This window comes from Nocardioides sp. NBC_00850 (genome assembly GCF_045207335.1).
Lineage (GTDB): Bacteria > Actinomycetota > Actinomycetes > Propionibacteriales > Nocardioidaceae > Nocardioides.
In genome coordinates this window covers 2,331,801-2,356,409 of sequence record NZ_CP108845.1, presented here as the reverse complement: position 1 = coordinate 2,356,409, position 24,609 = coordinate 2,331,801, and the positions used below count along the sequence as shown (strand labels likewise).

General features: G+C 68.7%; 24 protein-coding genes. 4 read left to right on the top strand and 20 right to left on the bottom strand.

Going from position 1 to position 24,609, the window contains the following annotated elements; all coding sequences use genetic code 11:
• Positions 1-104: 104 nt before the first annotated feature.
• A complete protein-coding gene (locus tag OH802_RS11595; RefSeq protein WP_406027998.1) occupies positions 105-1,271 on the bottom strand; it encodes a 3-hydroxyacyl-CoA dehydrogenase NAD-binding domain-containing protein in 1,167 nt (388 codons plus the stop codon).
• Positions 1,272-1,359: 88 nt separating this feature from the next.
• Between OH802_RS11595 and nucS the strand changes: the two genes are divergently transcribed.
• Positions 1,360-2,034, top strand: a complete 675-nt coding sequence (gene nucS, locus OH802_RS11590; RefSeq protein ID WP_406027996.1) for an endonuclease NucS — start codon at positions 1,360-1,362, stop codon at positions 2,032-2,034.
• 89 nt (positions 2,035-2,123) lie between these two features.
• Positions 2,124-2,372, top strand: a complete 249-nt coding sequence (locus OH802_RS11585) for a hypothetical protein (RefSeq protein WP_406027994.1) — start codon at positions 2,124-2,126, stop codon at positions 2,370-2,372.
• 24 nt (positions 2,373-2,396) lie between these two features.
• Here the strand turns inward: OH802_RS11585 and OH802_RS11580 are convergent, their stop codons facing one another.
• The 11 genes from OH802_RS11580 to OH802_RS11530 all read right to left on the bottom strand — a co-directional run bounded on the left by OH802_RS11580 (position 2,397) and on the right by OH802_RS11530 (position 12,387).
• Positions 2,397-4,232 (bottom strand): bifunctional metallophosphatase/5'-nucleotidase, encoded by a 1,836-nt coding sequence (locus tag OH802_RS11580; protein WP_406027992.1) that lies wholly within the window; start codon positions 4,230-4,232, stop codon positions 2,397-2,399.
• 80 nt (positions 4,233-4,312) lie between these two features.
• Complete coding sequence (locus OH802_RS11575) at positions 4,313-4,489, bottom strand: hypothetical protein (protein WP_008362162.1); 177 nt, start codon at positions 4,487-4,489, stop codon at positions 4,313-4,315.
• Between the two features lie 21 nt (positions 4,490-4,510).
• The gene (locus OH802_RS11570; RefSeq protein ID WP_406027990.1) at positions 4,511-5,404 is read right to left on the bottom strand and encodes an NAD(P)/FAD-dependent oxidoreductase; all 894 of its coding nucleotides are present in this window, start codon (positions 5,402-5,404) and stop codon (positions 4,511-4,513) included.
• A 23-nt stretch (positions 5,405-5,427) separates the two neighbouring features.
• A complete protein-coding gene (locus OH802_RS11565) occupies positions 5,428-5,862 on the bottom strand; it encodes a DUF6069 family protein (RefSeq protein WP_406027988.1) in 435 nt (144 codons plus the stop codon).
• Between the two features lie 120 nt (positions 5,863-5,982).
• Positions 5,983-8,010, bottom strand: a complete 2,028-nt coding sequence (locus OH802_RS11560; protein WP_406027986.1) for a protein meaA — start codon at positions 8,008-8,010, stop codon at positions 5,983-5,985.
• A 72-nt stretch (positions 8,011-8,082) separates the two neighbouring features.
• Positions 8,083-8,637 (bottom strand): hypothetical protein, encoded by a 555-nt coding sequence (locus OH802_RS11555; protein ID WP_406027984.1) that lies wholly within the window; start codon positions 8,635-8,637, stop codon positions 8,083-8,085.
• On the bottom strand, positions 8,634-9,878 hold the full coding sequence (locus OH802_RS11550; RefSeq protein ID WP_406027982.1) for a DUF58 domain-containing protein: 1,245 nt from the start codon (positions 9,876-9,878) through the stop codon (positions 8,634-8,636). The genes OH802_RS11555 and OH802_RS11550 overlap by 4 nt, the downstream gene beginning before the upstream one ends.
• Positions 9,875-10,846 carry an AAA family ATPase gene (locus OH802_RS11545; protein WP_406027980.1) on the bottom strand — a complete coding sequence of 324 codons (972 nt, stop codon included), beginning with the start codon at positions 10,844-10,846 and terminating at the stop codon, positions 9,875-9,877. The genes OH802_RS11550 and OH802_RS11545 overlap by 4 nt, the downstream gene beginning before the upstream one ends.
• Positions 10,843-11,295 (bottom strand): hypothetical protein, encoded by a 453-nt coding sequence (locus OH802_RS11540; RefSeq protein WP_406027978.1) that lies wholly within the window; start codon positions 11,293-11,295, stop codon positions 10,843-10,845. Before OH802_RS11540 ends, OH802_RS11545 begins: the two co-directional genes overlap by 4 nt.
• Positions 11,292-12,017: a DUF4129 domain-containing protein gene (locus OH802_RS11535; RefSeq protein ID WP_406027977.1), complete on the bottom strand. Its 726-nt coding sequence runs from the start codon at positions 12,015-12,017 to the stop codon at positions 11,292-11,294. The genes OH802_RS11540 and OH802_RS11535 overlap by 4 nt, the downstream gene beginning before the upstream one ends.
• 61 nt (positions 12,018-12,078) lie before the next feature.
• Positions 12,079-12,387: an STAS domain-containing protein gene (locus tag OH802_RS11530; RefSeq protein ID WP_406027975.1), complete on the bottom strand. Its 309-nt coding sequence runs from the start codon at positions 12,385-12,387 to the stop codon at positions 12,079-12,081.
• A 196-nt stretch (positions 12,388-12,583) separates the two neighbouring features.
• Here OH802_RS11530 and OH802_RS11525 point away from each other — a divergent pair, with 196 nt between their 5' ends.
• Positions 12,584-13,156: a cob(I)yrinic acid a,c-diamide adenosyltransferase gene (locus tag OH802_RS11525; protein ID WP_045547381.1), complete on the top strand. Its 573-nt coding sequence runs from the start codon at positions 12,584-12,586 to the stop codon at positions 13,154-13,156.
• Positions 13,157-13,163: 7 nt separating this feature from the next.
• Here the strand turns inward: OH802_RS11525 and OH802_RS11520 are convergent, their stop codons facing one another.
• On the bottom strand, positions 13,164-14,144 hold the full coding sequence (locus tag OH802_RS11520) for a helix-turn-helix domain-containing protein (RefSeq protein WP_406027972.1): 981 nt from the start codon (positions 14,142-14,144) through the stop codon (positions 13,164-13,166).
• Between the two features lie 377 nt (positions 14,145-14,521).
• Between OH802_RS11520 and OH802_RS11515 the strand changes: the two genes are divergently transcribed.
• Positions 14,522-17,692 (top strand): SNF2-related protein, encoded by a 3,171-nt coding sequence (locus OH802_RS11515; RefSeq protein WP_406027970.1) that lies wholly within the window; start codon positions 14,522-14,524, stop codon positions 17,690-17,692.
• Positions 17,693-17,781: 89 nt separating this feature from the next.
• Here the strand turns inward: OH802_RS11515 and OH802_RS11510 are convergent, their stop codons facing one another.
• The 7 genes from OH802_RS11510 to atpA all read right to left on the bottom strand — a co-directional run bounded on the left by OH802_RS11510 (position 17,782) and on the right by atpA (position 24,606).
• On the bottom strand, positions 17,782-18,942 hold the full coding sequence (locus tag OH802_RS11510; RefSeq protein ID WP_406027968.1) for an MFS transporter: 1,161 nt from the start codon (positions 18,940-18,942) through the stop codon (positions 17,782-17,784).
• Between the two features lie 44 nt (positions 18,943-18,986).
• The gene (locus OH802_RS11505; RefSeq protein ID WP_406027966.1) at positions 18,987-19,598 is read right to left on the bottom strand and encodes a DUF1707 domain-containing protein; all 612 of its coding nucleotides are present in this window, start codon (positions 19,596-19,598) and stop codon (positions 18,987-18,989) included.
• A gap of 114 nt (positions 19,599-19,712) precedes the next feature.
• The gene (locus OH802_RS11500; protein ID WP_355019000.1) at positions 19,713-20,129 is read right to left on the bottom strand and encodes a DUF2550 domain-containing protein; all 417 of its coding nucleotides are present in this window, start codon (positions 20,127-20,129) and stop codon (positions 19,713-19,715) included.
• A gap of 51 nt (positions 20,130-20,180) precedes the next feature.
• Positions 20,181-20,573, bottom strand: a complete 393-nt coding sequence (locus OH802_RS11495) for a F0F1 ATP synthase subunit epsilon (protein ID WP_045547377.1) — start codon at positions 20,571-20,573, stop codon at positions 20,181-20,183.
• Positions 20,573-22,009 (bottom strand): F0F1 ATP synthase subunit beta, encoded by a 1,437-nt coding sequence (gene atpD / locus OH802_RS11490; protein ID WP_350659687.1) that lies wholly within the window; start codon positions 22,007-22,009, stop codon positions 20,573-20,575. The genes OH802_RS11495 and atpD overlap by 1 nt, the downstream gene beginning before the upstream one ends.
• Positions 22,010-22,035: 26 nt before the next feature.
• Positions 22,036-22,962, bottom strand: a complete 927-nt coding sequence (locus OH802_RS11485) for a F0F1 ATP synthase subunit gamma (protein ID WP_350659686.1) — start codon at positions 22,960-22,962, stop codon at positions 22,036-22,038.
• Positions 22,963-22,965: 3 nt separating this feature from the next.
• On the bottom strand, positions 22,966-24,606 hold the full coding sequence (gene atpA / locus OH802_RS11480) for a F0F1 ATP synthase subunit alpha (RefSeq protein WP_406027963.1): 1,641 nt from the start codon (positions 24,604-24,606) through the stop codon (positions 22,966-22,968).
• Positions 24,607-24,609: the final 3 nt, after the last annotated feature.

Here is a 24,609-nt window from a genome sequence, read left to right as displayed (position 1 = left end):
GGCCGAGGCGTCACTCGCGCGAATCGAGCCGGCACCGAAGTGCCGACTCGATTCGCGTAGGTGACGCCTCGGCCGACGTACGTGACTTCTCGGCCGGGCCGGGGTCAGTAGGTGTGGAAGCCCTCGCCGGTCTTGCGGCCGAGCTTGCCTTCCTGGACCTTCTCGACCAGGAGGGCGGCGGGGTCGAAGCCGGGCTCGCCGAACTCGTTGCGGAGCTCGGACTGGATGGCCAGGGAGACGTCGTTGCCGACGACGTCGAGGAGCTCGAAGGGGCCCATCGGGAAGCTCGCGGTCTCCTTGATCGCGGCGTCGATCTCGGCGATGGCGACGCCGGACTCGTGCAGCTTGACCGCGTCGTTGAGGTAGGGGAACAGCAGCGCGTTGACGATGAAGCCGGAGCGGTCGCCGCAGGAGACCGGGACCTTCTTGACCGCGGTGGACAGTGCGCGCACGGTCTCGTCGACCTCGGGCGAGGTGAGATCGGTGGTGACCACCTCGACGAGCTTCATGACCGGCGCGGGGTTGAAGAAGTGCATCCCGATGACGTCACCGGGGCGTGCGGTCACCTTGGCGAGCTCGGTGATCGGCATCGAGCTGGTGGTGGTGGCCAGGATGGCACCTGCCTTGGCGATCCGGTCGAGATCCTTGAAGAGCTCGGTCTTGACCTCGAGGTCCTCGGCGATGCCCTCGACGATCAGGTCGGCCTCGCCGAGATCCTCGCGCGAGGTGCTGCCGGTGAGGCGGCCGAGCACCGCGGCCTTGGTCTCCTCGTCCGAGCGGCCCTTCGCGATGGCCTTGTCGAGCGACTTGGTGATGCCGGCGACGACCCCGTCGAGCTTCTCCTGGGAGCGGCCGACGAAGACGACGTCGTACCCGGCCTGGGCGAAGACCTGGACGATGCCCGAGGCCATCGTGCCGGTGCCCACCACGCCGATCTTCTCGATCGTGTGGCGAAGCTCCGGGGCCTTTGCGTGGTCCCCGGCCACCGCGGCGAACGTCCCAGCCTCGCCGGCGACCTGGGTGAGCAGGCCGGCGGGCTTGTGCAGGTTGTCGCCGGTCTCCTCGAAGCGGGCGAGCAGCGCGTCGCGTACGGCGGCGGCGCCGATCTCGTCGGCCGTGGCCAGCGGCCCCTGGGGGTAGCCGCAGCCGAAGCACATGGCGTTGTCGATGTCGGTGGCGGTGGCGTAGCCCGACTCGAGCATGCGAATGGCGTGGTTGAGATAGGGCAGCACGAGCACGTCGTGGATGGAACCCTGGGTCGAAACCGTCATGCGACGGAAGACTGCCAAATTTATTACCCATGAGTAACCCCTGGTGGCGTGACGCTGCTCACATGGGGCCATGCGATACGTTCTCCCGGTGAGACTCGTCGTTGCCACCTGCCAGGTCGACTACGCGGGGCGGCTCACCGCCCACCTTCCGATGGCCACCAGGGTGTTGATGCTCAAGGCCGACGGATCGGTGCTGGTCCACTCCGACGGGGGCTCCTACAAGCCCCTCAACTGGATGTCGCCGCCCTGCACCCTCTCGGAGGGCAAGTCCGAGGACGGCCGCGTCGAGTGGACCGTCACATCCAAGACGGATGACACCCTGCGGATCCTGATCGACGAGATCCACCACGAGACGTCGCACGACCTCGGGATCGACCCCGGCCTGCAGAAGGACGGCGTCGAGAAGCACCTCCAGGAGCTCCTCGCCGACCACCCGGCGACGCTGAGCGAAGGGCTGACCCTCGTACGCCGCGAGTACCCGACGGCGATCGGGCCGGTCGACCTGATGTGCCGCGACGCCGACGGGAAGTCGGTCGCGGTCGAGATCAAGCGGCGCGGTGAGATCGACGGCGTCGAGCAGCTGACCCGCTATCTCGAGCTGCTCAACCGCGACCCGCTGCTGGCCCCGGTACGCGGCATCTTCGCTGCTCAGGCGATCAAGCCCCAGGCCCGCGTGCTGGCCGAGGACCGCGGCATCACCTGCGCGATCGTCGACTACGACGCGCTCCGTGGCCTCGACGATCCGACCGAGAGACTCTTCTGACCAACAGTTGGTGCACGGTCAGGCAAGTTCACACAGGGGAAACGCCTTTCCTTACCTTTGAGTAGGAACAGCGTGACAAGATTCACGCCATGTCCATCAATTACTCGGGGCATGGCGTTGGGGGCCGCCTGTCCGTGAGCGACGTCGAGGCGATCATGATCGATCTCCTGACGATGCAGCAGATGCACACGGCAGAGTTCCATGCGATCAAGAGCCGGATGGAGCGCACCGACGCGGCGATCGACAGCGTCAACGCGCGCTTGGACAGCGTGGAGCGGCGGCTGGACGACCTGCTGATCTCGATGAGCCAGCTGCTCAACTGGGCCAACCCCCGCTGACCCGTCGCCCAACCGCCGTGGCGGCTACTCCACGGTGATCGGCTCACCACCGGAGACGAGGCGCCAGTCGACCGAGGCGAACGCGGCCGGGTCGATGACCTGGTGGGCGGTGACCCAGTCGATGAGCAGTTGCCGGATCTCGACCTGCTGGTTGTAGACCACGGTGGCGTCGGTGACGTGCGGGAAGCCGCCGCCACCGGACTGGCGGTAGTTGTTGACCGCGAGCACGAACTCCTGCGCGTCGGTCACCGCGACGCCGTCGTAGGCGAGGTTGGTGATCCGCGAGCCCACCGCGACCGAGATGTCGATGTCGTAGGTCAGCGCCGCGTCCAGGCCGGCGATGGTGTCGAAGTTGTAGTCGGGCGTGCCGTTGGGCGCGGTGTCGGTCGGTGCGTTGGTCACGGCGTCGATCGGGAACGGGCCGGTGCCGCTGACCTGCTTGAAGTAGCGGGCGGTGAACTCGAGGTAGTCCTTGAGCTGGGCGCCGGTGATGCGCACCGCCATCAGGGTGTTGTCGTAGATGTAGAGGCCGGCCACGTCGCGTACGGTCACCTCGCCTGCGGGGAAGGCCGCGGCGCGGCTGAACGGGGCCGCGATCGAGATGACCGGCAACTCCGCGTCGGAACCGGTCAATGCCGCCTTGACCGCGTCGGCCTGGACGTAGTTGACGAAGTCGATGATGGGTACGTCCTCGACGACCGCACGCGCGGCCAGCATCTCCACCGCCGAGGTGCCGACGACTGAGTTGACGTAGGAGACCACGATGTCGTGCTGCTCCTGCACGGCGGCCGAGACCTCCGGGTCGGGGTCGACGGTGTTGGAGTTGAGCGTCTGCGAGGTCGCCGACTGCAGGACCCAGCCGGGCCGGCCGTGACGCTTCTCGCGGCGTACGACCAGATCCATCACGGAGACGCGCATGCCCCAGTAGAGCGGCTCGGTCAGCAGCACCTGCTTGCCGGTCTCGGTGTTGGTGACGTAGCGCTGGGTGATCTCCCGGTGGGCGTGGCCGACGAGGATCGCGTCGACATCCGGCACCTGCTCGGCGACGAGGGTCGAGGCGTTCTCCGGCGGCAGCTCGTCGCCGTAGGAGCTGGAGGTGTCGGCGCCGGAGTGGGCGCTGATGATCACCAGGTCGCAGCCGGCCTTCTTGAGCTCGGGCACGAAGATCTTGGCCTGCTCGACCAGCCCCGGGAACTCCATCTTGCCCTCGACGTTGGCCTTGTCCCAGATCGCGATGCCGGGGTTGGTCAGACCGAGCACACCGACGCGGAGGCGGCGGCCGCGGCCCAGGTCGTAGTCCTTGATGATGTAGGGCGGGAAGACCGGCAGCTTGGTCGACGGGTCGACCGCGTTGGCGCCGAGCATCGGGAAGTTCACCTGCTCCTCGAACTTCCGGATCGTGTCGATGCCGTAGTTGAACTCGTGGTTGCCCAGCGCCGCGGCGTCGTAGCCGACCAGGTTCATCGCCCGCGCCATCGGGTGGATCGCGCCCTCGGTGATCGGGTCGATCCGGGCGTAGTAGTAGGCCAGCGGGGTGCCCTGGATCGTGTCACCGGCGTCGATGGTGAGGATCGGATCGCCGCGACGATCCTGGCGGACGGCGTCGATCAGCGTCTTGACCTTGGCGACGCCGATCTCGTTGCCGGCGCTGTTCGAGAACTCGGCGTTCTTGTAGTAGTCCCAGTTGAAGACGTTGCCATGCAGGTCGGTCGTGCCGAGCACGGTCAGCCGGACCGTGTCGGGCTTGCCTGCGCTGTTCACACCGTGGGCAGGGGCGGCGGTGTAACCGGCAGCACTCAGCGCCGCGGCGCCCGTGACAGCAGCACCGGACAGGACAGAGCGGCGGGTGGCATGAGGCATCGGTAACGTCCTTGCGCGAGTAGGTAATCGAATGCAAGGCAATTCCTACCACCTCGGACGCAACTTGGCGGCGCCTTCCGTCAAGCAGCCAGATGCTTCTTCTTGACCGGTTTGCCGTCGAGGGTGACCAGACGGCGCTTCTTGACCGTCATCCCCTCGGGCAGGGTGCCTTCCTTGAGCATGCGGATCGGGCACCGCTTGCAGCGCGACTTCGACACGCAGCACTCCGTCTTGGGAGGCTTCCTCTTCTTGCCCACGCTCGAAGGGTAACAGCAGAGTTAGGCGTGCCTTACTTCCACGAGCGCGGCCACCTCGGAGGCGCAGCCCCAGCTCAGCGTCACCCCGGCGCCGCCGTGGCCGTAGCAGTGCACCACCCGCCCTTCGCGCTCCAGCCGGACCGAGGGCCGAGCCGGACGGAGGCCGACCAGATGGGCTCTGACCTCGGCGTTCGCGATCTCCGGCACGGCTGTGGTGGCGTCGGCCAGGATCCGCTCAGCCGTACGCGGATCCGGGCTCTGGTCCCAGGCGTGCGGCACCGACGTACCTCCGACCACGGTGTCGCCACCGCGCGGGAAGACGTAGGAGGGGGCATCGCCCTCGGCCTCCAGCCACTCCTCGGTGGCGCCCGGCCCGAGGACGACGATCTGGCCCTGGACCGGGTAGAGGCTGGCGTCGCCGACCAGCTCCCGCGAGCCGAGTCCGGTCGCGTTGACCACGACGTCGGCGTCCAGACTCGCCAGGTCGTCGACGGTCCCGGTCGTGATGTTCCCGCCCGCCGCGGTGATCCGCCGCTCGAGCCAGGGCAGGTAGACCGGCATCTCGGCGATCGGGGCGGTGAACTCGGCGCGACCCTCGGTGACGGTCAGATCGGTGAGCGGCGCGGCCCACCACAGGTCGGCCTCGGGGTTGTGCTGGGTGCCGTGCACCATGCGTACGCCGGCCTCCGGCTCCTCCTCGGCCAGCCGGGCGAGCTCTCGGAAGGTCTCGGCGGCCCAGGCGGTCACCCGGTCGCGCGGCTCGGCGAGGTAGGGGAACCAGAATCCGCCGGCCACCGCCGAGGTGGTCCCACTCGTCCGCTCCCGGCCGATCACGCTGACCTCGTGACCGGCCTCCAACAGCCGTACCGCGCACGAGAGCCCGATGACTCCGGCTCCGACCACCGTTACTCGCATGCGCGGCAGGCTACTAGGCCCGATCACCGGGCGAGGCGACGAGCCAGCACCGGAATGACGATGACGGCCGCGACGACGTGCAGGAGCATCAGGACGACCGCGCTGGCGGCGTCGAAGCCGAAGGTGACGTCGGGGACGAGCGAGGCGACGGTCAGCACGACGGTGGTGACCACGAACGTACGTCGCGGGCGGCGGGCCACGCGGGCCATCACCGCGGCCATCGCGACGCCGATGAGCGAGAACATGACGGTCAGTTGCGCGAAGCCGAGGATCGGGATCGGGCCGCTGGCGGTCTCGAAGCTCACGCCGGCCGACGAGGCGGCCGTAGCCAGGACGGTGACGACCGCGCCGGCGGCAACCGCGGCACCGAGGCCATGGAGCCAGACCGGCTTGCGGCCGGCGGCGCGGGCGGAGCGGGTCGAGCGGGTGGTCTGCTGGGCGGTGGTGATCGTGGACATCGTGGTCTCCCGTGAAGTGGTGGGAGGCGCTGTTCGCCTCCCTCTGCCCATTCCACGAACGGCCACACACCGGATCGACACGTCTCCCGAAGTTTTTTCGGAGACGTGTCGATCCTCGACTCAGGAGAGGTCGTTGGCCTTCCGGATGACCTCGACGATGTCGGCCATGATCTCGGTGAGGCTGAAGTCCTTGGGCGTGTAGACCGCCGCGACCCCCGACCCGATCAGCGTCCTGGCGTCGGACTCGGGCACGATGCCACCCACGATGACGGGTACGTCACCCAGGCCCGCCTCGCGCAGCCCCTCGACCACGGACGGCACGAGCGACATGTGCGAGCCGGAGAGGATGGAGAGCCCGACGACGTGTACGTCCTCGGCGACCGCCGCGGCGACGATCTGCTCCGGGGTGAGCCGGATGCCCTGGTAGATGACCTCGAAGCCGGCGTCACGCGCCCGGACGGCGACCTGCTCGGCACCGTTGGAGTGACCGTCCAGACCCGGCTTGCCGACGAGCATGCGCAGCTTGACGCCGAGCTCCTCGCCCGTGGCCTTGACCCGGTCGCGTACGGCCGACAGCTCGGCGCCGGCCTCCGCGGCGCCGACGGCGCCGGAGACGCCGGTGGGCGCCCGGAACTCGCCGAAGACCTCGCGCAGGGTGCCGGCCCACTCCCCCGTGGTCGCGCCCGCACGGGCGGCGGCCAGGGTGGCCTCCATCAGGTTGGCATCGGTCTTCGCGGCGGCGGCCAGAGCGGCCAGCGCCTCGGAGACGGCCGTCTCGTCACGCTCGGCCTTCCAGGCTTCGAGGGAAGCCTTGGCGGCCTCCTCGGCGCGAGGGTCGGCGACCATGATCGCGGCGTCCAGGTCCGCGGTCAGCGGGCTCGGCTCGGTGGTGGTGAACTTGTTGACGCCGACGATGATCTCCTCGCCGGACTCGATGGCGGCGCGACGGCGCGCGTGCGAGGAGACCAGTTCGGACTTCATGTAGCCGGTGTCGACCGCGGCGATCGCTCCGCCCATGGCCTGGACCCGGTCGATCTCCTCCTTGGCGCCCGCGACGAGCTCAGCCACCTTGGCCTCGACGACCGGCGAGCCGTCGAAGAGGTCGCCGTACTCCAGCAGGTCGGACTCGTAGGCGAGCACCTGCTGCAGGCGCAGCGACCACTGCTGGTCCCACGGACGCGGCAGGCCGAGGGCCTCGTTCCAGGCGGGTAGCTGCACCGCGCGCGCCCGAGCGTTCTTGGACAGCGTCACCGCGAGCATCTCCAGCACGATGCGCTGGACGTTGTTCTCCGGCTGCGCCTCGGTCAGGCCGAGGGAGTTGACCTGTACGCCGTAGCGGAACCGGCGCATCTTCGGGTCCTCGACGCCGTAGCGCTCACGGGTGATCTCGTCCCAGAGCTCGACGAAGGCGCGCATCTTGCACATCTCCTCGACGAACCGCACGCCCGCGTTGACGAAGAACGAGATCCGGCCGACGACCTTGCCGAAGTCCTCCTCGGACACCTGACCGGAGGCCTTGACCTGGTCGAGGACCGCGATGGCGGTGCACATCGCGTAGGCGATCTCCTGCACCGGCGTGGCCCCGGCCTCCTGCAGGTGGTAGCTGCAGATGTTGATCGGGTTCCACTTCGGGATCTGGTGGACCGTGTAGGCGATCATGTCGCTGATCAGCCGCAGGGAGTGCTCCGGCGGGAAGACGTACGTCCCCCGGGAGAGATACTCCTTGATGATGTCGTTCTGGGTGGTGCCGGCCAGCTTGGCGGCCACCTCGGCCGGGTCCATCCCGGGGTTCTGCTCCTCGGCGGCGACCTGATACATCGCGAGCAGCCACATGGCGGTCGCGTTGATCGTCATCGAGGTGTTCATCTCGGTGAGCGGGATCTGGTCGAAGAGCTTGCGCATCTCCCCCATGTGCATGATCGGCACGCCCACCTTGCCGACCTCACCGCGGGCGAGGACGCTGTCGGGGTCGTAGCCGGTCTGCGTGGGCAGGTCGAAGGCGACCGAGAGACCGGTCTGGCCCTTGGCGAGGTTGTTGCGATAGAGCTCGTTGGACGCCGCGGCGGTCGAGTGGCCGGCGTACGTGCGCATCAGCCAGGAGCGATCCTTCGCCGGGCGGCTCTGCTCGGAAGGCGTGGTGTCCGTCATAAGAGGCATGCTAGCCCCTCGGTTACCGCTCAGTAACCGGCTCCGGTGTGGAAGATGTCACTCACTGATTCTCTATCCGGTCTTCATCGAACGCAGCACCAGGGTCACCGCCGCAGCGAGGCTGATGACAACCAGCGCCGCAACGCCCCAGACCCAGTGCCGGCCGTCGAGTTCCGCTGCCGCGACTCGGACCGCGAGCGCAACCAACACCGAGGGCGCCAAGATGAGCGTGCCGCGACGCAACCACAGGAGCACCAGTCCACGGTCAGGGGTGAACCCAGGCGGTCCGTACGACGCCAGCATCGCGGCTAGATGGGCGATAACCAGCCCGAATGCACCCACCACGGCCGACGGGCCAAGTGCGGCCACGGGGTGGTCGATCGCCGCAATCGCCCAGTACGCAAGCACCAGTACGCCGGCCAGGCTGCCAGCTGAACTGTCCGGCAGCACGGCCGCCCCGAGCGCGGCGAGCACGACCACCACCAGCCACGGCGTGGCCGGTTGACCGACCCCGGGGATGCCCGCCGCGGCGAGCAGAGCGCAGAGGTATCCGGCGACGACGGCCGCGCGCAGCATCCACTGCGCCCGACTCCAGCCGCGAAACAGCATGGCGACCCGAGTGATCATCGTGCTCTCACTCGTGGTGGCTGCCGAGCAAGCCGCCGGAGCACCTCATCGAGGGTGCCCGGGCCGCGCCAACGTACGACCGGAACGCCAGAGGCAGCGAGCGCCCGAGTGACGGCATCACGCTCGAGGAGGCGCAGCCGCCAGGCGATGGTGGTCAACTCGTCGTCTTGTTCGACGTTGGCTGGAAGCGTGTCGATGACGAGCACCGTCAGTCCGCGGTCGGCGGTAGCAGCCACCGCAGCGGCCAGCGGCAGGGAGAGCAGCGGAGTGAGCCAGACGACGACATCACCAGAACGGACACCGGCTCGAAGGGCGCCGTCGACACGACCGGCGACGGTACCTGCCAGAATGGTCAACAGCCGACGCAAATGGCGCCGGCCGGCGCCGGGAGCGAGCACTTGGCCGCGCCCGCCTATGACTCGCAGGCCGACCCGGTCGCCATCGTGGACATGCTGCTCGGCGAGGGCAGCGGCAGCCCGCACCGCCAGGTCAATGCTGGACGCCCCGGGCGTGCCGAACTCCGCCAAGGCATCGACGACCAGCAGGACTCCGGCGTCGTCCTCGGTGTGGGTCGTGTCGGCGTACATCTCCCGGGTGCGGAGCGAGACCCGCCAGTTGACCCTGCGGAGCCGGTCGCCGACCTGGAACGGACGGGTACCGGCATATTCGGTGCCATCGCCGACCCGGGTCGAGCGGTGTGCGCCGACGAGGCCGACCGGGCGCGGCACACTGGCGTTGGCGTCGTACGTCGCAGGCGCGGGCAGCACCAGGACCGGGCTGCCGTGCAGCCCCGTCGGACCCCACCGGAACCCGCCCCAGGCCGAGGTCAGTCCGGCGGCGCCGTCGCCGACGGTCACCGGTCCCCAGCGTTTCACTGCGGCGCTGACCTGCGGAAACTCATCGACCAAGAGGCCTGAGACGATACCGCTGGCCGGCTTCATCACGCCGTACGCCGGCCGGGTGACTGCATGCACGACGTGCTCGACGCCGTGGCCGGTGACCTCGACGCCTACCGGTGTCGTGGCACCCTCGCGCAATGTGTCACGAGCCGTGCGTACAACTGCGGATGGCTCGGACGTCGGGCGGTGGAGCAGCCCGGCTGCGGCCAGCAGCACGAGCGGCAGGCCGAGCACGACCAACACCGGGATCTGCAGCACGACCGCTCCGCTGACCGCCAGCAGGCCCACGATCACCGCTCGGGTGAGCGCCGCCGTCGGACGCCAACCCGTCGGGTCGTTCATGCCCCAGCCACAGCCGCCGGCACCGGCACCTGCTGCAGGATCTGGCCGACCACGCCCGACGGCGTGGTCTCGGACATCCACAACTCTGGTTTGAGCGTGATCCGGTGCGCGAGGACGGCGGGCGCTGCCCGCTTGACGTCCTCGGGCAGCACGTAGTCCCGTCCGTCGAGCAGTGCCAGCGCTCGTCCGACCAGCACCAATGCGAGCGAACCTCGCGGCGAGGAACCGGTGAGCACCGACCCATGCAAGCGGGTCGCTCGGACCAACTCAACGCAATAGCGACCGACCGACTCGTCGACCGACACCGTCTCGGCAGCAGCCTGCAACCTCAGCAAACCGGCGGCGTCGACCACCGCAGGCACGACGACCTCCTCACGCCGCCGCTCGACCCGGCGGGCGATCACGTCGTACTCCTCCTCGGCAGTGGGATATCCGAAGGAGACCCGCACGAGGAAGCGGTCGAGTTGCGCCTCTGGCAGCGGATAGGTGCCTTCGTACTCGATCGGGTTCGCAGTCGCCAACACACAGAACGGTGGCTCGAGTGGAAAGGTGCGGCCCTCGACCGTGACCTGGTGCTCCTGCATCGCCTCCAACAGCGCCGACTGGGTCTTGGGCGGGGTCCGGTTGATCTCGTCGGCGAGCAGAAGTCCAGTGAAGACCGGCCCTGGCCGGAACTCGAACTCTCCCTTGGCTGGGTCGAACAGGAACGACCCGGTCAGGTCGGCAGGCAGCAGATCGGGGGTGAACTGGGCACGCTTGAAGTCGAGCCCGAGCGCGGACGCCAACGATCTGGCCGCCAGCGTCTTGCCCAGCCCCGGAAAGTCCTCCAGGAGCACGTGCCCACCAGCGAGCACCGCGGCGAGCACGATAGTCAGCGGCTCACGCTTGCCCACGACAGCTGTCTCGACCGCATCCAGCACGCGTCCGGCCGTCGCCGCTGCCTCCGGAATGGCTACCTGGTTATTCACAGCAACTCGATCCTTTCGACATGACTACGAAGCATGCGGCGCGAGATCCGCATTGGCGGCGCACCGAGATATTGGGCGAGGTCATCGCCGAGCAGCGTCCTCGCCTCCGGCGAATCCCAGGCCAATCCGCGCATACGCAACCGATCGCCCGCGATCTGGCGGAGCAAGTTGTGCAACCGGTCATCATCTGCCGCCACACTTCGCTCGGCGTCCTCGAGGACGCGTACATAGTGCGCCAGCGCTCGGTCCGGCTCCGACCGCGCCGGCAGTTCGGGCTCCGGCCACGCCGTTGGCCCCGTGATGGCGGCATCGAAGCAGGCACCGACCCCCAGAACGCCGATCACCAGCAACGCGAACAACGGCCAGTGCACGTGCTGATGACCAAGCGCGACGGCCGCCACTCCACTGGCCAGCAGCGCCACGACCATCCGCCCGGTCAGCACCCTCACCGCGCCGCCCCGATGCTGACCCGGATTGCCTCCAGCGCGGCGTACGCCTCCGCACGCTCAGCCTCGCCAACCGGCCGCTGAGAAAAGCGGGCCTCTCGGTAGCGGAGTTCGAGGCGGCGTACGGCCTCCGGGTCGGCGGCGAGCCGCGACAGGACCCGCACAGTGAGCTCCGAGGACGTCTCCGAGGGTTGTCGGACTACGCCCGCCACGGCGAGCGCGCGCTCCATCTCCAGCCAGCAGGCGATCACCGCCTCCCCTGGTGGCCCGGACGCAAGGCGTCGTTGCTGCTCACTTGCGGCCTCGGCGACTGAGCGCGCTACCCGCACCAGGTCCTCGACCTCGCCGACGTCTCCTTCGACCCGATCCGAACGTCGACGCTCGTATTCCGGCGAGAGCCACCACCAGGCCAGTCGCGCCAGCCACACGAGCACTGCCAGTGCTCCGAGCACGAACGCCACACGGACCGTGCCCCCCACCCACTGCGGCAGAGCCACCTCACGCACAGGGCCCCGACGGTTCGTCGTCTCTGGCCTCGGGTCGGACTCTGCTGACGCGGTCGGGATCTCGATCGGCGTACGTTCTCGGGATGACGTCTCACCATCTCTGCTGATCACCGGGCCCGGACCCGCAGCAGCACCAAGCGCCACGACGACGCCGAGGAACGTCAGAACAGCCAGCACCCCTGCAACCGCGGCGGACGCGCGAGCGGGCGAGCCAGACATGGTCCGCACGATAGCGGAGGCTCACGAGGAACGCTCCGGCATTCATCAGCGCCTGCGGCGCTTACGCGATGAGCGGTGAGTTCTCCACCTCGAGAACACGATAGAGCCTGGAGAGGTGGAGCATCCGGCGCACCGCGGGGGTGCAGCCCTGCAGAGTGAGGCGGCGCCCCTCGGCATGGGCCTGCCGGGTCGCGACGGCGAGGAGCTTCAGCGCCGTCACATCGGCACTGCTCACGCCGGAGACGTCGAGCACGACATCACCCTCCACCGAGTCGAGATGGTCGTAGATCACGCTGCGTGCCATCCAGGTGCTGCGTACGTCGAAATCTCCGCTCAGCACCAGCGTCGGCCCGTCGATCCAGATCTCCATGCCCTGCCTCCATCCCCCAGGAAGTGGATTGCCCTACACAGAAGCTCTACGCATACATGACGCTCCCTCTCGCCCACTATGACGCGCGGCGAATCCGATTGGTTGCACCTCACCAGCCTCATTCGTCACTTTGGTCCCTATTTTCTGTCAATTGACCACGTTCGCCGAAAGTGGGCCGTCCGAATAGGCTCAGCGCATGGTCAACCTGACGCGCATCTACACCCGCACCGGCGACGCCGGTGAGACCCGGCTCGGCGACATGAGCCTGACCGCCAAGACCGATCTGCGGCTGGAGGCGTACGCGACGACCGATGAGGCCGGGGCTGCGATCGGTGTCGCTCTGGCTCACGGCGGCATCGACGAGGACGTCGTGAAGGTGCTGACGACCGTCCAGAACGACCTCTTCGACGTGGGCGCCGACCTCTCGACCCCGGTCGTGGCCGACCCCGAGTATCCCCCGCTCCGAGTCGAGCAGGCCTACATCGACCGGCTCGAGGCTTGGTGCGACGACTACAACGAGCCGCTGGAGAAGCTGCGCTCGTTCATCCTCTCCGGCGGCACCGTGGCCGCGGCCCACCTGCACGTGGCCCGCACCGTCGTGCGCCGCGCGGAGCGGGCGGCCTGGGCTGCGTACGAGGTCCACGGCGAGACCATGAACAAGCTCGCCCTGACCTACCTCAACCGCCTCAGCGACCTGCTCTTCATCCTCGCCCGGCACGCCAACCGCGAGCAGGGCGACGTCCTGTGGGTGCCGGGTGGCGAACGCTGACCAGGCCTCACAGCCAGCCGCGACGCCCCGCCTCGTAGCCGAGCTGGAGGCGGGTGTCGACCCGCGCGCGGTCCATCATCTGGCGCACCCGCCGCTGGACAGTACGCAGCGACAGCCCGAGCTGCGCCCCGATGGAGGCGTCGGTCAGACCGGCGAGCAGCAGCGAGAGCACCTTGGTGTCCAGGGGCTCGAGGCGATCGGCGGCCGTCTCGACCGTGCCCTCGGGCGTCGCGACGAGCTTGGGGGCCGAGGTCCAGATCAGGTCGAAGAGGGCGATGATCGCGTCGAGGAGACCGCTGGGGTGGAGCAGCAGGGCGTCCTGGACCGTGTTGTGCTCACCGTTCATCAGCGGGATCAGGGCGATCTCCCGGTCCACGATGAAGGCGCGCAGCGGCACCGTCGGCACCACCCGCAGCTCGATCCCGATCTCGAGGCCGGAGTCGATGGTCTCGTAGATGCCGGGGGTGTCGAAGACGGAGCGCTCGAGGACGATGTCGTGCCGGACGCCGCGTTCGATCGCGGCCCGCTCGGCCTCGTCGGCGTCCTCCCGGGTGACGACGGCGGCCTGTGGCTTCTGCAGCGCCTGGATGCACTTCTTCGCCGAGTACTGCAGCTGGGCGAAGCGCTGGGCGATCGCCTCGGTGCCGTGCACGACGTCGACGACGTCGGCCACGTCCCGGCGAGCGACCGAGCCGCGATAGAGCCCGGCGAGCTCGGTCATCTCGACCTGCGCGCGGCGCAGCTCGTCCTGGCGCTGGACGAGCAGGGCCCCGAGCGCCACCGCCGGCGGCGAGGCGACGTAGCGGTCCTGACCGGCCGAGGCGCGGGCGACCAGACCCTTCCCCTCCAGCGCGGACAGCACCGCCGAGACCGCGTAGGTGTCCAGGTCGGCCGCTTCGGCCAGCTCTTCGAGGTTGGCCGACGGCGCGGCGACCAGCTGGCGGTAGACCGTCTCCTCGAGATTGTCGAGACCGAGCGCATCGAGCATCCGAGATGCCTTTCCGTGGCGGGGGAACGAACGACGGTCATCATGGCAGATATACGACACGTCACATTCCCGCCATGGCGGTTCGACTTGCATTCATCGCCGACTTGGCCGAAAGTATTCATCGCCACCTCGGTCCGGATCCCCCCGCTCGGATCGAGGTGGCTTTACTTTTGCGCGACAAAGTTGTCGCGATCGGTTCGGATCCGGTTGTCCAGACGGGATGTCGGGCGTGCGTCTATGCATGCCGATGAATGCACCGCAACCCCGTGGTTGTGCGCTGCTGGTCTAGACCACTGCCACCACACCGAACGAGACGCTGCTCACCACGAGCGTCCACGAAGTCGCAGAACCCGCCTCATGCTGGAAGAATGGATCGGGTGCCCTTGCTCGAAGCTCTCACGAACGACCTGCTCCGCGAGACCTTCGACCCCCAGACCATCGAGCGTGGCGAGGCATACGCGGCCCAGGGCCGGGTCGGTGAGCCCCGGGTCACCGAGATCGGCAGCAGTGCGCTGCGAGCGGCAGCCGAGGTCAGAGGCACCAGCCCGGCTCCCTACCGCGTGACCCTCAACCTGGATTCCAGGAACGGCGTCGTCAGGGCGACCAGCTCGTGCAGCTGCCCCGTGCACAACAACTGCAAGCACGGTGCCGCGCTCGGTCTGGTCCTCGCCGGCACGCACACCGCGGCGACGCCGATGGGCCCGTCGTGGGAGACGGAGCTGCGTACGCTCCTGGGCCAGCTCGCCGAGGACAACAAGCCCGAGGACGACCTGCCCGCGCTTGCGCTCGAGATCGACGTGCACAGCCCACGGTCGGCCGTGGCGGGCTCCCCCACCGTCGAGCTGCGCCCGATGCGCATGGGCAACCGCGAGCGCTGGGCGAAGACCGGTGCCGACTGGGCCAACATCCCCAACGCTGTGCCCGGCAAGGACTTCCCGCGCAGCCAGCTGTCCCCCCTGCAGGAGCTGGCCCGCCAGCTGCGGTCCGACCGACTGCTCTACGCCCGTGGCTCCTCGCTCAGTCTCGCCGACTTCGGCGAGCACGCGGTCAGCCTGCTCCGCGACGCGATCCGCGGCGGTGTGACCGTCCTGCCCGGTGAGAACGTACGCGGCGTGGTGATCTTCGAGGAGCCGCTCTCGCTCGCCGGCGAGCTGCGCCGCGAGGACGGTGAGGCGGTCCTCCGCTTCGGCCTGGCCCACGGTGACCGGGTCTACGCCGGCCCGACGGTGCTCCCGATCGGTCGCCCCACCCGCTCGGTGGGCGTGCTCGATGCCGGGGTGCTCCATCTCGCTGACCTGTCCGGACCGCTGTCGACCCACGCGCAGCGGCTGGTGACCGCCCGGGACCCACTGACCGTCCCCGAGGCCGAGATCGGCACCCTGAGCGCCCTGCTGGGCCCGCTGGCCCGGCTGGTGCCGCTGCGCTCCGCCGACGACTCCCTCGACATCCCGGAGCCTCCGGCACCGCGCCTGACCCTGACGGTCACCTGGCGCAGCTCGACGCATGCCACGCTCGGCTGGACCTGGGCCTACGGCGTACGTCACTACCCGGTGGACTCCCGCGAGGACCTCGGCCTGGTCCGCAACCCGGCCGAGGAGGCCGCGCTGCGCGCGAAGGTCTCCACCGAGCTGCTCCGCAAGCAGGAGGTACGCGACGGCGACGCGCTCGCGCTCGCCATCCACGACCTGCCCGCGCTGCGTGAGGTCGAGGGCGTCGAGATCACCGAGGTCGAGCGGCCCGACTTCCGCGAGACCGACGAGGACCCCGAGATCTCCTTCGAGATCACCTCGCCCGACGGTGCCGCCGTGGCCGGGCAGGACTGGCTCGACCTGCAGGTCGTGATCCGGATCGGCGCCGAGGCCGTGCCGCTTCCCGACGTACTCGGGGCGCTGACCCGCGGCGACGACCACCTGATCCTCCCCAGCGGCACCTACATCACCACCGACCGCCCCGAGCTCGACCGGCTGCGCAACGTCGTCGAGGCCGCCGGACAGCTCCACGAGCGCACCGGCGACGGGATCGCGGTCGGCAAGCACGACCTCGGCGTCTGGGCCGAGCTCGCCGAGCTCGGCGTGGTCGACCAGCAGGCCGCCGAATGGGTCCAGCGCGCCCAGGCGCTGCGCGACCTGCGCGAGATCCCCCGGCCGGAGCCGACCGGGCTCGCGACCGAGCTGCGTCACTACCAGCTCGACGGCTTCCACTGGCTGGCGTTCCTGCACGAGCAGGGTCTCGGCGGGATCCTCGCCGACGACATGGGTCTGGGCAAGACGCTCCAGGTGCTGGCCACGATCTCCCACGCCGTGCACACCCAGCCGGAGACGCGCGCCCCCTATCTCGTGGTGGCGCCCACCAGCGTCGTACCCGCCTGGGTCCAGGAGGCCCGCCGCCACACCCCCGGTCTCCGGGTGAGCACGGTGAGCAAGCGCGTCGAGTCCATCGCCGAGGCCCGCGAGGGCGCCGACATCGTGATCACGACCTACGCCATCCTCCGGCTCGAGCAGGACGCCTTCGCCGGGCGCCCCTGGGCCGGCCTCGTCCTCGACGAGGCCCAGCAGGTCAAGAACCACCAGTCCAAGACGTACGCAGCGGCCCGCCGCATCGACGCCCGCTGGCGTCTCGCGGTGACGGGCACGCCGTTCGAGAACCGGCTGATGGAGTTGTGGGCACTGCTCTCGATCACGGCGCCCGGGCTCTACCCCAGCCCGCGGCTGTTCCGCGACACGGTGGTCTCTCCCGTCGAGAAGTCGGGTGATGACGCGGCGCTGCGGCGTTTCCGGACCCGGCTGCGTCCGTTCCTGCTGCGGCGTACCAAGGAGCTCGTCGCCGACGACCTGCCGCCCAAGCAGGAGCAGGTGCTCGGCGTGGACCTCAACCCGGCGCACCGCAAGATCTACGACGCCCACCTGGCCAAGGAGCGGCAGCGGATCCTGCACCTGCTCGACGACTTCAACGACAACCGGGTCGCGATCCTCAGTGCGCTGACCAGGCTGCGGCAGCTCTCCCTCGACCCCGGCCTCGTCGACCCCGATGACGACGACGTCGGCTCCGCCAAGCTCGACACCCTCGTCGACCACATCGAGGAGCTCGCCGCCGAGGGCCACAAGGCGCTGGTCTTCAGCCAGTTCACCTCGTTCCTCGGCCGGGCACGCACCCGGCTCAAGGAGGCGGGCATCGACGCCGCCTACCTCGACGGTGCCACCCGCGACCGCGGCGCGGTCATCGAGAGCTTCCGCGACGGCGATGCCCCGGTCTTCCTGATCTCCCTGAAGGCCGGCGGCGTCGGCCTGACCCTGACCGAGGCCGACTACGTCTTCGTACTCGACCCCTGGTGGAACCCCGCCGCCGAGGCCCAGGCCGTCGACCGCGCCCACCGCATCGGCCAGACCCAGCACGTCATGGTCTACCGGCTGGTGTCGACCGACACGATCGAGGAGAAGGTCATGGAGCTCAAGGAGCGCAAGGCCGAGCTATTCGCGAAGGTCGTCGACGGCGAAGGTGCCATGGGCTCCACCATCGGCGCCGACGACATCCGCGCCCTCTTCGACTGACCCGACCGAGGGCGTCGCTCCGGTGTAACACGTCGTTCGTAGGACTACTCGCCCTATCTGAACGACCGGATAGACCTACGAACAGCGTGTTACACGCCCCGCCGCCGCGCCACCGTCGCAGCCAACGCCGCTGCCGGGATCATGAGGACGGCGACGACCAGGAGGGCGCTCAGGGTGCCGACCTGGTCGCCCACGGCGCCCAGGATGGGCGGGAAGCCGAGGAAGGCCCCATAGGCCAGCGTGGAGACGACCGAGACGCGAGCAGCGGCGCGGGTCTCGTCGTCGGCGGCGATGCTGATCCCCAGAGGGAACCCCAGCGCCGCGCCGAAGCCCCACAGGACGATCCCGGCCAGCGCGAGCCCGAACGAGCCGGCGAACACCGTCAGCACGATCCCGGCGCCCGCCAGCGCCGCCGAGGTGATCAGGACCGGCTGCCGGCCGACCCTGTCGATCACCTTCGCGCCGGCGAAGCGGGCGAGGCTCATGCAGAGGACGAACGCCGCGTAGCACGCCACCCCGACCCGGTGGCTCACGTCGTAGCCGTCGATCATCGCCAGCGAGACCCAGTCGTTCGCGCTCCCCTCGGCGGCGGCGAAGGCGAGCACCATGAGCCCCAGCAGCAGCGTCTGGGGCGAGCGCCAGGCAGCGATCAGCTCACGCCGCGGCGAGTGCCCCTCCGGGGGCGCCTCGGCCGGGAGGAACCCCAGAGTCCCCCACCAGCAGACCGCCAGTGCGATGGCCGCGACCCCGGCGATGTGCCACACCGTCGGCAGCGTGCCCACCAGGGCGATGCCCAGCAGTCCACCGAGCACGGTGCCGACGCTCCACATCGCGTGCAACTGCGGCATCAGCGTCTTGCCGCCGAGCCGTTCGACCGCGGCCCCTTCGACGTTCATGGCGACGTCCCAGACCCCATAGCCGACCCCGTACGTCACCAGGAACAGAGCCACCAGCCACGCCTGTTCCAGCCAGCTGCCGGAGATCGCCACCAGGATCAGGGAGGCGACACAGAGCACCGCGCAGCTGCGTACGACCCGGGCAGCGCCCCAACGCATCACCAGTCCCCCGGCGAGCGGCAGCGCGGCGACGGAGCCGAGGCCCATCGCCAGCAGCATCAGGCCGACGGCCGAGTTGTTCAGGCCGAGGCTCTCGCGGAGCGCGGGGATGCGGGAGATGAAGGTCGCGGCCAGCAGACCGTTGGTGGCGAACGCCACCACCGATCCAGCCTGGGCACGGCGGAGAGGCGTCACGAGTAAAGGCTAGTGGGGCCGCAGGCCGCGTCCAGGTGCGGGGATCAGTCCCGCTTCTTCTCGTACGGCCCGCCGCGGCCGAAGATCGGCAGCACCCACGGCTGGCGCAGCGGGGCACCGGCGAGCGCGACGACCGCGAAGGCAGCCGCGAGCACCCAGGCGATGCCGTAGAGCGCGCCACCGAGCCCGAAGGTCACGATCGTGACTGCGAGCAGGGTGAGCTGAAGGTTGAGGGCGCCGGCGGCGTGGTGCTTCACGAACTCAGAACGCTTGCCGACGGTGTAGTAGAGGATCGCCGGGCCGACGACGATCGGCACCAAGGTCGTGGCCTGGGCGAGGGCGCCCAGGAGCCGCTCCTCGGTGGTCGGCGGCGGCAGCAGGTCGCGGGCGGGCTTCGCCGGCGCCGGAGACGGGGTCGGCTGCGCGACCAGGTCGCGGGTGATCGGCTCCAGGGCGGCGTACGTCTTCGACTTCATGGTCAGGTCGAACCGGAGGTCGAACTCGGCCTGGTCGAGCCGGCCATCGGCGTAGGCGGACTTGAGGACGTCGATCACGCGGTCGCGATCGGCATCGGTGCAGCGGAGCTCGTCGCCGGCGACAGCAGCAGGTGGAGTGGGCGGGGTGGGCGGGGTCGGGATCGGGGCAGTTGAGGACATACCTCTACGATCCGCCGCGAATGCCTTCCGGACAATCAGGGAAGCCCCCGAATGCAAACCGACCGACCCCGGTGTTGTGCCGGAGACGGTCGGAGAAGGGGTCGAAGGGGGCGCTCAGAAGACGGTCCAGGTGGACCGCATCGGGCGAGACTCCAGCCAGGCCTGGAAGCCGATGAGGGTCTGCTGATCCATGGCCAGGTCGATGTGCTCGCCCTTGACGTCGCAGGTCACGATCAGGCTCTCGGGGTAGAGGACGAGCTCCTCGATCCCCTCGGGAGAGCGGCTGGAGACATAGACGATCTCGACCCGGCGCCAGACCCGTTTGGGCTTGGGCGAGAGCGAGAAGATCCGGAACCACTCCAGCTGCGCATCGCCGGAGTAGCGGCCGATGCCGATGACCCAACCGCGCCCGGGACTGGTGTCCCGGACGCGGTGGCTCAGTTCGAAGACGCCGCCGTTGCGAGCGAGCAGACGGCGGCGTACGGCGATCCCGATGCCATAGGCGAGGACAAGCAGAAGCGATGCGGCCACAACGGCCAAGAGCAGCTCCCACCATGCCATCCGGGTATCGCCCCTCTTTCCCTAAGAGGCCTTCTCGACAGCGCGGATGCGTGCCTCGGCACGACGGATGCGCTTCTCGGCGTCGTTGTTGGTGCCGAGCAGACGACGGGCCTCCTCGAGCTCGACCTCAGCCTGGCTGAGGTCGATCTCGTGGGCCAGCAGCACGTGCTCGGACAGGATCGAGACGCGGTCGTTGGCCACCGAGAGGAAGCCACCGTCGACGGTCGCGATGACCTCGGTGCCCTCCTCCGGAGTGATCTCCACGACCGCCTCGGTGAGAGCCGACAGCACCGGCGCGTGACCGCGCAGGACACCGACATCACCGTCGACCGTTCGGGCGATGACCATGGTGGCCCCGCCGCTCCAGACCACGCGGTCTGCAGCGACGAGCTCCACCTGAAGTGCGTCCGTCATCAGAGGCTCTTCTGGATCTCGGCCCACTTCGCCTCGACGTCGTCGAGGCCACCGCACATGAAGAACGCCTGCTCGGCGACGTGGTCGTACTCACCCTCGGCGATCTTGTTGAACGCCTCGATGGTGTCCTTGACCGGAACCGTCGAACCCTCGATGCCGGTGAACTGCTTGGCGACGTAGGTGTTCTGCGACAGGAACCGCTGGATCCGGCGAGCGCGGGAGACGATGATCTTGTCTTCCTCGGAGAGCTCGTCGACACCCAGGATCGCGATGATGTCCTGCAGCTCCTTGTTGCGCTGGAGGATCTGCTTGACGCGGACGGCGCAGTCGTAGTGGTCCTGACCGATGTACTGCGGGTCCAGGATTCGCGACGTCGAGGTCAGCGGGTCCACGGCCGGGTAGATACCCAGCGACGCGATCTCGCGGGAGAGCTCGGTGGTCGCGTCCAGGTGGGCGAACGTGGTCGCCGGAGCCGGGTCGGTGTAGTCGTCGGCCGGCACGTAGATCGCCTGCATCGAGGTGATCGAGTGACCACGCGTCGAGGTGATCCGCTCCTGGAGCTGACCCATCTCGTCGGCGAGGTTGGGCTGGTAGCCCACGGCCGAAGGCATGCGGCCCAGCAGGGTCGAGACCTCGGAGCCCGCCTGGGTGAAGCGGAAGATGTTGTCGATGAAGAGCAGCACGTCCTGGCCCTGGACGTCGCGGAAGTACTCCGCCATCGTCAGCGCCGAGAGGGCCACGCGAAGACGCGTGCCCGGCGGCTCGTCCATCTGGCCGAAGGTCAGAGCGACCTTGTCGTAGACGCCGGCCTCCTGCATCTCGTGGATGAGGTCGTTGCCCTCACGGGTGCGCTCGCCGACACCGGCGAACACGGAGACACCACCGTGGTTCTTGGCGACTCGGGCGATCATCTCCTGGATGAGGACGGTCTTGCCGACGCCCGCACCACCGAAGAGGCCGATCTTTCCACCGGTCACGTAGGGGGTGAGGAGGTCGATGACCTTGATGCCCGTCTCGAACATCTGGGTCTTGGACTCCAGCTGGTCGAAGGCGGGAGCCTTGCGGTGGATGCCCCAGCGCTCGTTGACCTCGACCGTGGCCGGGTCGACGTCGAGGATGTCACCGGTCGCGTTGAACACGTGGCCGAGGGTGACGTCACCCACGGGAACCGTGATCGGGCCACCGGTGTCACGCACCGAGGAGCCGCGTACGACGCCGTCGGTCGGCTTCAGCGAGATCGCGCGGACCATGCCGTCACCGATGTGCTGGGCAACCTCGAGCGGCAGGGTCGTCGTCTCACCACTGATGGTGACCTCGACCTCGAGCTTGTTGTAGATGTCCGGCATGGCGTCGACGGGGAACTCCACGTCGACGACCGGGCCGATCACGCGGGCGATGCGGCCCGTCGTGGTCTTCTCGTCAACCTGTGCGGTCATTTTCTAGTCAGTCTTTCTGTGGGTTCTCAGTCGTTCGCAGCCTGGGCGTCGGCGAGCGCGTTCACGCCACCGACGATCTCGCTGATCTCCTGGGTGATGCCTGCCTGGCGAGCCTGGTTGGCAACCCGGGTGAACTTCTTGATGAGCTCGTCGGCGTTGTCGGTAGCCGACTTCATCGCCTTCTGACGCTGGGCCAGCTCGGAGGCGGCGGCCTGCAGCAGCGCGAACCAGATCCGGCTCACGACGTACTGCGGGAGCAGCGAGTCGAGCACGGCCTCGGCCGACGGCTCGAACTCGTAGAGCGGCAGGACGTCGCCCTCGGCCGGAGCCTCGGTGCCCTCCACGACCTCCAGAGGAAGGAGACGTACGGCGGTGGGCTTCTGCGTCATCATGGTGATGAACCGCGTGTAGACCACGTGGACCTCGTCGACGCCGGGAGCGGCGGCCTTCTCGGCCTCGGTGCCCTCGACGAAGACCTCGATCAGCTTCTCGCCGATCTCCTTGGCCGCCTCGAACTCCGGACGGTCGGAGAAGCCGGTCCAGGCCTGCGCCACGGAACGACCGCGGAACTTGTAGAAGGCCTCCGCCTTGCGTCCGGTGACGTAGAGGTCGACCTCCTTGCCCTCGGCCTTGAGCTTCTCGACCAGACCCTCGGCCTCCTTGAGCACGCTCGAGGAGTAGGAACCGGCCAGACCACGGTCGCTGGTGACCACCAGCACGGCGGCGCGGGTGGGCGCCTCCGGCTCGGTGGTCAGCGGGTGGTCCACGTTGGAGTAGGTCGCCACCGCCGACACGGCGCGGGTGAGCTCACGGGCGTACGGCGCGGCCGCATTGGCCCGCTGCTGCGCCTTGATGATCCGGGACGCAGCGATGAGCTCCATGGCACGCGTGATCTTCTTCATCGACTCCGTCGACTTGATCCGCGCGCGGAGTTCACGCACTGACACGGCCATGGGTCAGCCCCGCTTCTGCTTGACGATCTGCTCCTGCTCGACGTCCTCGTCAGCCAGGGCCTGCTCCTTGGCGGAACCCGGCTTGATCGAGTGGCCCTCCGAGGTCTCGAACTGCTCGAGGAAGGAGTCGTAAGCCTTCTTCAGCTCGGACTCGGTGGAGTCCTCGAACTTCAGCGACTCACGGATGCCGGCGAGGATGCCGTCGTGGGAGCGACGCAGGAAGTCGAGGAACTCCCGCTCGAACTTGAGCACGTCCTCGACCGGGACGATGTCCAGGCTGCCGGAGGTGCCCAGCCACAGCGAGACGGTCATCTCGTCGATCGGGTAGGGCGAGTAGGCCGGCTGCTTGAGCAGCGCCATCAGCCGCTGACCGCGGGCCAGCTGCTGCTTCGAGGCCGCGTCCAGGTCGGAGGCGAACATCGCGAAGGCCTCCATCGCGCGGTACTGCGCGAGCTCGACCTTGAGCGAGCCGGTGACGCCCTTGAGGGCCTTGGTCATCGCGGCGCTACCGACGCGGGAGACCGAGACGCCGACGTCGATGGCCGGGCGCTGGTTGGCCGCGAACAGGTCGGACTGCAGGAAGATCTGACCGTCGGTGATGGAGATGACGTTGGTCGGGATGAACGCCGAGACGTCGTTAGCCTTGGTCTCGATGATCGGAAGACCGGTCATCGAGCCCTTACCCATCTCGTCGGAGAGCTTCGCGCAGCGCTCCAGCAGCCGGGAGTGCAGGTAGAAGACGTCACCCGGGTAGGCCTCACGGCCCGGCGGGCGGCGCAGCAGCAGCGACACGGCGCGGTAGGCCTCGGCCTGCTTGGTCAGGTCATCGAAGACGATCAGGACGTGCTTGCCCTCGTACATCCAGTGCTGGCCGATGGCCGAGCCGGTGTAGGGGGCGAGGTACTTGAAGCCCGCGGAGTCGGAGGCCGGAGCCGCGACGATCGTGGTGTACTCCAGCGCGCCGGACTCCTCGAGGGCGCCACGCACGGAGGCGATGGTCGAGCCCTTCTGGCCGATGGCGACGTAGATGCAGCGGACCTGCTTGTCGGGGTCGCCCGACTCCCAGTTCTGCTTCTGGTTGATGATCGTGTCGATCGCGACCGTGGTCTTACCGGTCGAGCGGTCACCGATGATCAGCTGACGCTGGCCACGGCCGATCGGGGTCATCGCGTCGATCGCCTTGATGCCGGTGGCGAGCGGCTCGTGCACCGACTTGCGGGCCATTACGCCGGGAGCCTGGAGCTCCAGGGCGCGGCGGCCGACCGTCTCGATGTCGCCGAGGCCGTCGATCGCGTTGCCGAGCGGGTCCACGACGCGGCCGAGGTAGCCGTCACCGACGGGGACCGAGAGAACCTCGCCCGTACGTCGGACCGACTGGCCCTCCTCGATCTTGTCGAAGTCGCCCAGGACGACGACACCGATCTCGCGGGTGTCCAGGTTCAGGGCAAGACCAAGGGTGCCGTCCTCGAACTCGAGGAGCTCGTTGGTCATGGCCGAGGGCAGACCCGACACGCGGGCGATGCCGTCCGCGGTCGAAGCGACGGTGCCGACCTCCTCGGTCTTCGCCGCCTCCGGCTTGTAGTCCGCGACGTACTTTGCCAGTGCGTCCCGGATCTCGTCGGGACGGATGGAGAGCTCCGTCATCTG

What these genes read in the sequence shown, in the direction of transcription:
- OH802_RS11595 (WP_406027998.1), bottom strand. Translation starts at nt 1,271, where the DNA reads ATGACGGTTTCGACCCAGGGTTCCATCCACGACGTGCTCGTGCTGCCC.
- OH802_RS11585 (WP_406027994.1), top strand. Translation starts at nt 2,124, where the DNA reads ATGTCCATCAATTACTCGGGGCATGGCGTTGGGGGCCGCCTGTCCGTG.
- OH802_RS11580 (WP_406027992.1), bottom strand. Translation starts at nt 4,232, where the DNA reads ATGCCTCATGCCACCCGCCGCTCTGTCCTGTCCGGTGCTGCTGTCACG.
- OH802_RS11570 (WP_406027990.1), bottom strand. Translation starts at nt 5,404, where the DNA reads ATGCGAGTAACGGTGGTCGGAGCCGGAGTCATCGGGCTCTCGTGCGCG.
- OH802_RS11565 (WP_406027988.1), bottom strand. Translation starts at nt 5,862, where the DNA reads ATGTCCACGATCACCACCGCCCAGCAGACCACCCGCTCGACCCGCTCC.
- OH802_RS11560 (WP_406027986.1), bottom strand. Translation starts at nt 8,010, where the DNA reads ATGACGGACACCACGCCTTCCGAGCAGAGCCGCCCGGCGAAGGATCGC.
- OH802_RS11555 (WP_406027984.1), bottom strand. Translation starts at nt 8,637, where the DNA reads ATGATCACTCGGGTCGCCATGCTGTTTCGCGGCTGGAGTCGGGCGCAG.
- OH802_RS11550 (WP_406027982.1), bottom strand. Translation starts at nt 9,878, where the DNA reads ATGAACGACCCGACGGGTTGGCGTCCGACGGCGGCGCTCACCCGAGCG.
- OH802_RS11535 (WP_406027977.1), bottom strand. Translation starts at nt 12,017, where the DNA reads ATGTCTGGCTCGCCCGCTCGCGCGTCCGCCGCGGTTGCAGGGGTGCTG.
- OH802_RS11530 (WP_406027975.1), bottom strand. Translation starts at nt 12,387, where the DNA reads ATGGAGATCTGGATCGACGGGCCGACGCTGGTGCTGAGCGGAGATTTC.
- OH802_RS11525 (WP_045547381.1), top strand. Translation starts at nt 12,584, where the DNA reads ATGGTCAACCTGACGCGCATCTACACCCGCACCGGCGACGCCGGTGAG.
- OH802_RS11520 (WP_406027972.1), bottom strand. Translation starts at nt 14,144, where the DNA reads ATGCTCGATGCGCTCGGTCTCGACAATCTCGAGGAGACGGTCTACCGC.
- OH802_RS11505 (WP_406027966.1), bottom strand. Translation starts at nt 19,598, where the DNA reads ATGTCCTCAACTGCCCCGATCCCGACCCCGCCCACCCCGCCCACTCCA.
- OH802_RS11495 (WP_045547377.1), bottom strand. Translation starts at nt 20,573, where the DNA reads ATGACGGACGCACTTCAGGTGGAGCTCGTCGCTGCAGACCGCGTGGTC.
- atpD (WP_350659687.1), bottom strand. Translation starts at nt 22,009, where the DNA reads ATGACCGCACAGGTTGACGAGAAGACCACGACGGGCCGCATCGCCCGC.
- OH802_RS11485 (WP_350659686.1), bottom strand. Translation starts at nt 22,962, where the DNA reads ATGGCCGTGTCAGTGCGTGAACTCCGCGCGCGGATCAAGTCGACGGAG.
- atpA (WP_406027963.1), bottom strand. Translation starts at nt 24,606, where the DNA reads ATGACGGAGCTCTCCATCCGTCCCGACGAGATCCGGGACGCACTGGCA.